The sequence below is a fragment of the Ruegeria sp. HKCCA5763 genome (assembly GCF_013034545.1).
In the GTDB taxonomy this organism is placed as follows: Bacteria; Pseudomonadota; Alphaproteobacteria; order Rhodobacterales; family Rhodobacteraceae; genus Ruegeria.
Genome location: NZ_WQGF01000012.1, coordinates 134,356 through 140,355 on the forward strand (window position 1 = coordinate 134,356; position 6,000 = coordinate 140,355).

Consider the following 6,000-nt stretch of genomic DNA (forward strand, 5'->3'; position numbering starts at 1 on the left):
CAATGCTCTCGACGGACTAGATAGCGCCTGCAGCAGTGGCACAACAGAGCAAAATCGTCACGTCATAGCGTCGGGACGTCGCGTTTTGCGGTTTTTTTCAAACAAGGGCGAAAGATTGCCGTTTGAAGCCTCTGCATTTTAAGGACTGCGGCGCGCACAAATTTGACAGCCGCCTTCCCACCGCGCCGCTTTCAGCGGTTCGCGCCCGGAACCCACAAAACGTCGTCTTTGCCGTTGGCGTTCGCGCAGCGAGCCGCGACAAAGAACCAGTCGCTGAGCCGGTTGAGGTATTTGACAGCCACATCGTTGACCGGCTCCATATTCGTCAATTCGACCGCCAGCCGTTCTGCCCGACGAGACACCGTACGACACACGTGCAGATGCGCTGCCAGACGTGATCCACCGGGTAGGATGAAACTGCGCAGTGGTTCCAGATTTTCGTTCATCGCATCAATCTCGGCTTCAAGACGGTCGATCTGAGAGGGTACGATACGCAGGGGTGGATAGTCGGCCTCGGAATCCTTATCCATATCGGGGCGACAAAAATCTGCGCCCAGGTCGAAAAGGTCATTCTGAATGCGCGACAATGCTGCATCTGTTTCACCTTGGGCCTCGGTTCGGGCCACACCGACAAATGCGTTCAACTCATCTACCGTTCCGTACGCGGCAACGCGCCCCGCGTATTTGGCCACGCGTTCGCCATTGCCCAGAGCGGTTTTGCCGTCGTCACCTGTGCGTGTGTAAATCTTGTTGAGAACGACCATTTATTGCACCCCTTGTCCGCGCAGGTAAACGAATAGCACGATCAGCACCACGGCAATGAACTGAAAGAGGATGCGAAGCCGCATCATCTTGTTGCTTTTCTTTGCAGCTTCCATGCCGCTTTTGCCGAAATTCGCAATGCCAAGGGTCAGCACTACGACAACTGCCGCCATGGCCAAAAGCAGAACGACCATTAAAAGGTCCATTTCAAGTCACCGTCCGGTTTTTTCGATTATGACCCATCTAGCGTTGGGACGTCAAAAAGCGAACGGGAAATTTCGCCTCAGATGTCCGACAGGATGCGATCGGTCGCTTTTGTGGGCAAGATTCGGCGCAATATCCCGGCCACATATGTGGGCGTCGTCACATAGTATCGCGCCTTCGGCCGCCGCGCTTCAGCCGCGTGGGCGAGTTTGTCGGTCACAGCCGAAGCTGGCAGTTCGAAACGATCCGGGCCGCTGCTTTCATAAAGCCTTTTCAACAGCGAGGCTTCATATTTTTCTCGTAACGCCGAGCTTTCCCAATCAATGAATCTTTCGAACATCGGGATCGCTTTTTCCCTGAGTTTCGAGGTGATTGGTCCGGGTTCGATCAGAACAACGTGAATTCCGGTATCCCGCAGTTCAAGCCGCATTGTGTCGGTCAAACCCTCGATGGCGTATTTGGTGGCGACATAGGCCCCACGCCAGGGGAAGGCGACAAGGCCCAGAACCGAAGAACACTGAACTATTCGTCCATAACCCTGTTCCCGCATAACGGGAATCACCTGGCGTGTCAGCTCATGCCATCCGAAGACATTGGTTTCAAAGATATGGCGTAATCCGTCCGTAGGCACGTCCTCGACCGCGCCAGGCAGTCCATGGGCGCCGTTGTTGAACAAGGCATCCAGAGTGCCGCCCGTTGCCTCGAGCACAGAAGATAATCCCGACGTAATGCTCTTGGTGTCGGTATAGTCGATTTTGGGGCTTTCAAAGCCTTGTGCGCGCAGACGGTCGCAATCGCGTTGCTGGCGGCAGGACGCAAAAACACGCCAGCCGCGTGCACGCATACCGTGTGCTGCATCCAGGCCTATACCCGAAGAGCATCCCGTAATGAGTATCGATTTCTGCATGAGCCTTCCGAACATGAACCCCGCCAATAGCTATGGCGGGGTTTGCGGCAGGGCAATGACGCTCCGGCGTCAGTTTGTTGTTTTCCGGACAAGTGATGCCGAAATCCATCCAACCTGTTGCCCCGGCAACACGCGCAGGCGCAACCAGCCTGTGCCCGATTCGCTTAAGACTTCGACCTGTTGGCCAATGCGGGCCTTGCCGATGATTGGATAAATGGTTCCGGGCCCGTCGCGCATATTGACACGGGTACCCGAAATTTCGCGGATATCTTTGGGCGGTTCAACTGGTGCAGCCAGATCAACCGTTGGCAGTTCGGCATCCGTTGCGACTTGTTCCAGTGACCCCAAACCTTGCTCAAGCGACGCCAGGGTCAGAGTGACGTTTTCGTCGCTGAACAGCGACGGGTTTGCCTTGAGGCCCGCAGCCACTTGCGAAAGCAAGGCTTTGGTCTCCTCTTCGCCCAGCTGAGCATCGGATTCGACGGGCGTCGGCACCACTTTTTCTGACGCGGCAGAGGTCCGTATCACCAGTTTCTCAACCGGTTCAGGTTTGACAATTGGTGTGGGTTCGACGACCGGTGTCGCCGGTTTGGCTGCAACAGCAACGCGTTCCGGCTTAGCGTCGCGCACACCGCGCGGTTCAAAGTCGGGACCTCCGCTCATCACGTAAAACGTCCAGCCGAGAGCGGCGAAAGTAACAAGTATCAGGCGCATAGAGGACATCCCCCAAGGTAATCGTAACAACAATAATAGGCAGCAATCATTCAATTGTTGGAATGGTAGCATAAATGTAAGGCCGAGTCGAAAATTCGGGGAAAACACACACTTGCCTCCCCGTGTTGCAAAAAGCGCGACTTGTCCCCAGTAAAATGTACTCTGCTTGCTTTACCCGGGCAGCCTAGCGTCGTATCACATCATGTATGAATGACACGATCGACGACCCCAATATGGAGGCCCCTGACAATGGGGGCGAGGTTGCTGAACCACTGCGCCGCGCGATAGGTGAGCGCTATCTGACCTATGCGCTGTCCACCATCATGCACCGTGCTCTGCCTGATGCGCGGGACGGGTTGAAGCCGGTACACCGGCGAATCCTCTATGCGATGAGGGAACTGCGACTCAGTGCAACCGGAGGTTTTCGAAAGTCCGCCAAGATCTCGGGCGATGTGATGGGTAACTATCACCCGCACGGTGACGCCGCCATTTACGACGCGATGGCGCGATTGGCGCAGGACTTCAACGTCCGTTACCCGTTGGTCGACGGGCAAGGGAACTTCGGCAATATCGATGGCGATAACCCTGCTGCCTCTCGTTACACTGAGGCGCGGATGACCATCGTGGCCGAGGCGCTGCTTGAGGGCCTGAACGAGGACGCTGTCGATTTCCGCGACAACTATGACGGCACGCTGACCGAGCCGGTGGTGTTGCCTGCGCAATTCCCCAACCTTTTGGCCAATGGTGCCAGCGGTATCGCTGTGGGTATGGCAACGAACATTCCGCCGCACAATATTGCCGAGCTGTGCGATGCCTGCCTGCATCTGATCAAGACGCCGGATGCTCGCGACGATACGTTGCTGAATTACGTGCCTGGACCGGACTTCCCGACCGGAGGCGTGATTGTTGAGCCGCCCGAGAATATCGCGCAAGCTTACCGCACTGGGCGCGGTTCGTTCCGTCTGCGTTGTAAATACGAGGTCGAAGATTTGGGCCGTGGCCAGTGGCAGATCATTGTCACTGAAATTCCGTATCAGGTTCAGAAATCCAAGCTGATCGAAAAGATCGCAGAGCTGATCCAGACCAAGAAAATCCCGATTCTCGCCGATGTGCGCGACGAATCCGCCGATGACATCCGACTGATCCTTGAGCCGCGCTCCAAGAACGTGGACCCCGAGGTGCTGATGGGCATGCTCTATCGCAACTCGGACCTTGAAGTGCGGTTCAGCCTGAACATGAACGTGCTGATCGATGGGGTAACACCCAAGGTCTGTTCGATGAAGGAAGTGCTGCGCGCCTTCCTCGATCACCGGCAAGAGGTGCTGATCCGACGCTCGCGTCACCGTATGGCGAAGATCGACCATCGGTTGGAGGTCTTGGAGGGCTTTATCGTCGCCTTCCTGAACCTTGATCGTGTGATCGACATCATCCGCTATGACGACGACCCCAAAGCCGCGCTGATGCGCGAGGATTGGGGCATCGACCACGTTCGTGCCACCGACGAGTCTGATTACGTCACGCCCAAGCCGGGTGAGGGCGAACTGTCCGAGGTTCAGGTCGACGCCATTCTGAACATGCGCCTGCGCAGCTTGCGCCGTCTGGAAGAGATGGAGTTGGTCCGCGAACGTGACGAGTTGATGCTGGAGCGCGCCAATCTCGAAGACCTGCTGGCCGATCCGGCCCTGCAATGGGCGAAAATAGCCGAGCAGTTGAAAGAGACGAAGAAGACCTTCGGCAAAGACTACGACGGCGGCGCGCGTCGCACGCAGTTCGCCGAGGCCGGACAAGTCGAAGAAGTTCCGCTTGAGGCAATGATCGATAAGGAGCCGATCACGGTCGTCTGCTCTCAGATGGGCTGGATTCGCGCCATGACCGGCCATATCGACCTGAAACGAGAGCTGAAGTTTAAAGATGGCGACGGCCCGCGTTTCATTTTCCACGCGGAAACTACGGATCGCCTACTGGTGTTTGCTTCGAATGGGCGATTCTACACTGTCAGTGCGGCCAATCTGCCCGGTGGACGGGGAATGGGCGAGCCGCTGCGCCTGATGGTTGACCTGCCGAACGAGGCCCAGATCATCGACATCCTAATCCACAAGCCGGGGCGTAAATTGCTGGTGGCCTCGGATGCAGGCAATGGGTTTATGGTTCCCGAAGATGACGTGCTGGCCCAGACCCGCAACGGAAAACAGGTGCTGAACGTCAAAGGCGACGAGACGGCGATGATCTGTAAGCCGGTCGATGGCGACCACGTGGCCGTTGTATCCCAGAACGGTAAGTTCTTGGTTTTCCCGACAGAAGAACTGCCTGAAATGACCCGTGGCAAGGGTGTGCGCCTGCAGAAGTACAACATGGCGCGTGGACGGCAGGGCACGCTGGAACTGGATGGCGGGTTGTCGGACATCACCACCTTCAACTGGGAAGAAGGGCTGAAATGGTCCATGGGCGGTGAGAAGACCCGACACGAGGCGGACATGTCCCAATGGTTGGCCAAGCGCGCGAGCGTTGGGAAAAAACCACCTTACGGCTTCCCTCGGGACTATAAGTTTTCGTGACTCTGCTGCCACTGCGATCAATTTCTGCTGATACGACTTTGCACAGGCCGTGTTGGTGCGCTACATCCCGTAAAACAGGCCTATCGAGAAGAGACACATGTTGCGAATTCTGACCCTGATTACCGGATTGGCCCTGATGGGCGCATGTACGCAGACCCAGGTTTATGAACCGCCTGAGTCGTTGGGGGAATTCAAACTGCGCGTAAACTATGCCTTTGCGGACAAAGCCGTGCAGGGTCCGGTGTCGCGCGACGCCACACCAGATGAATGGACCAAAGCCATTCAGAACGCGGTTGATATTCGATTGGGCCGTTACGAAGGCGCGCAGGAATATGACATCGGCATCAGCCTTGAGGGGTATATGCTGGCACCCCCTGGGATACCTGTGATTTACAATCCCAAAAGCACCGCGATCGTGCTGGTCAACGTGTATGACGTTAAGAAAAAAGAGTTTCTGGCCAAGGGGAAACAGTTTCAAGTGCTGGAAGACACGACCGGTGAAAGTGCCCTTACCGGCTCTGGCAATACCCGAACCAAAGAAGAACAGATGAGCGGTCTAGCCCTGAAGGTCGCGGACCGAGTCGAAGAATGGTTGGCCGAAGAACATGAAGAGAATGGCTGGTTCGACAAGCGTCCGAGCCTGATCCAACCGCTGGAATCCACCGAGGTCACGCAAAATCCTGCGTGATTGCCGCATTTCCCTCAGGATGTGCTTGATTTTCCCCCGTGAACCAAATATCTCGCGCGCGCAGATGTAACCACGGGACCAAGGGTCCCCCAAATCGCAAAAGGGCGCCTGAGGAATGGCAAAGGAAAAGTTTGAGCGTACAAAACCGCACGTCAACATCGGCACGATTG

General features: G+C 56.3%; 6 protein-coding genes. 2 read left to right on the forward strand and 4 right to left on the reverse strand.

Annotated elements, in window-relative coordinates; all coding sequences use genetic code 11:
- Positions 1-191 precede the first annotated feature (191 nt).
- The 4 genes from GOV89_RS18895 to GOV89_RS18910 form a co-directional block, all read right to left on the reverse strand.
- Positions 192-764: a cob(I)yrinic acid a,c-diamide adenosyltransferase gene (locus GOV89_RS18895; RefSeq protein WP_171180731.1), complete on the reverse strand. Its 573-nt coding sequence runs from the start codon at positions 762-764 to the stop codon at positions 192-194.
- Complete coding sequence (locus tag GOV89_RS18900) at positions 765-968, reverse strand: twin transmembrane helix small protein (RefSeq protein ID WP_171180728.1); 204 nt, start codon at positions 966-968, stop codon at positions 765-767.
- 77 nt (positions 969-1,045) lie between these two features.
- Positions 1,046-1,873: an SDR family NAD(P)-dependent oxidoreductase gene (locus tag GOV89_RS18905; protein ID WP_171180726.1), complete on the reverse strand. Its 828-nt coding sequence runs from the start codon at positions 1,871-1,873 to the stop codon at positions 1,046-1,048.
- 69 nt (positions 1,874-1,942) lie between these two features.
- Positions 1,943-2,587: an SH3 domain-containing protein gene (locus tag GOV89_RS18910; RefSeq protein ID WP_245223292.1), complete on the reverse strand. Its 645-nt coding sequence runs from the start codon at positions 2,585-2,587 to the stop codon at positions 1,943-1,945.
- Positions 2,588-2,793: 206 nt separating this feature from the next.
- Here GOV89_RS18910 and parC point away from each other — a divergent pair, with 206 nt between their 5' ends.
- Together parC and GOV89_RS18920 are read left to right on the forward strand one after the other, a co-directional pair.
- Positions 2,794-5,142 carry a DNA topoisomerase IV subunit A gene (gene parC, locus GOV89_RS18915; RefSeq protein ID WP_171238817.1) on the forward strand — a complete coding sequence of 783 codons (2,349 nt, stop codon included), beginning with the start codon at positions 2,794-2,796 and terminating at the stop codon, positions 5,140-5,142.
- 97 nt (positions 5,143-5,239) lie between these two features.
- Positions 5,240-5,830, forward strand: coding sequence for a hypothetical protein (locus GOV89_RS18920; protein ID WP_171180722.1), 591 nt, complete (start codon positions 5,240-5,242; stop codon positions 5,828-5,830).
- Positions 5,831-6,000: the final 170 nt, after the last annotated feature.

Excerpts from the sequence above, each read along its gene's own strand:
- GOV89_RS18895 (WP_171180731.1), bottom strand. The coding sequence starts at position 764 with ATGGTCGTTCTCAACAAGATTTACACACGCACAGGTGACGACGGCAAA.
- GOV89_RS18900 (WP_171180728.1), bottom strand. The coding sequence starts at position 968 with ATGGACCTTTTAATGGTCGTTCTGCTTTTGGCCATGGCGGCAGTTGTC.
- GOV89_RS18905 (WP_171180726.1), bottom strand. The coding sequence starts at position 1,873 with ATGCAGAAATCGATACTCATTACGGGATGCTCTTCGGGTATAGGCCTG.
- GOV89_RS18910 (WP_245223292.1), bottom strand. The coding sequence starts at position 2,587 with ATGCGCCTGATACTTGTTACTTTCGCCGCTCTCGGCTGGACGTTTTAC.
- parC (WP_171238817.1), top strand. The coding sequence starts at position 2,794 with ATGAATGACACGATCGACGACCCCAATATGGAGGCCCCTGACAATGGG.
- GOV89_RS18920 (WP_171180722.1), top strand. The coding sequence starts at position 5,240 with ATGTTGCGAATTCTGACCCTGATTACCGGATTGGCCCTGATGGGCGCA.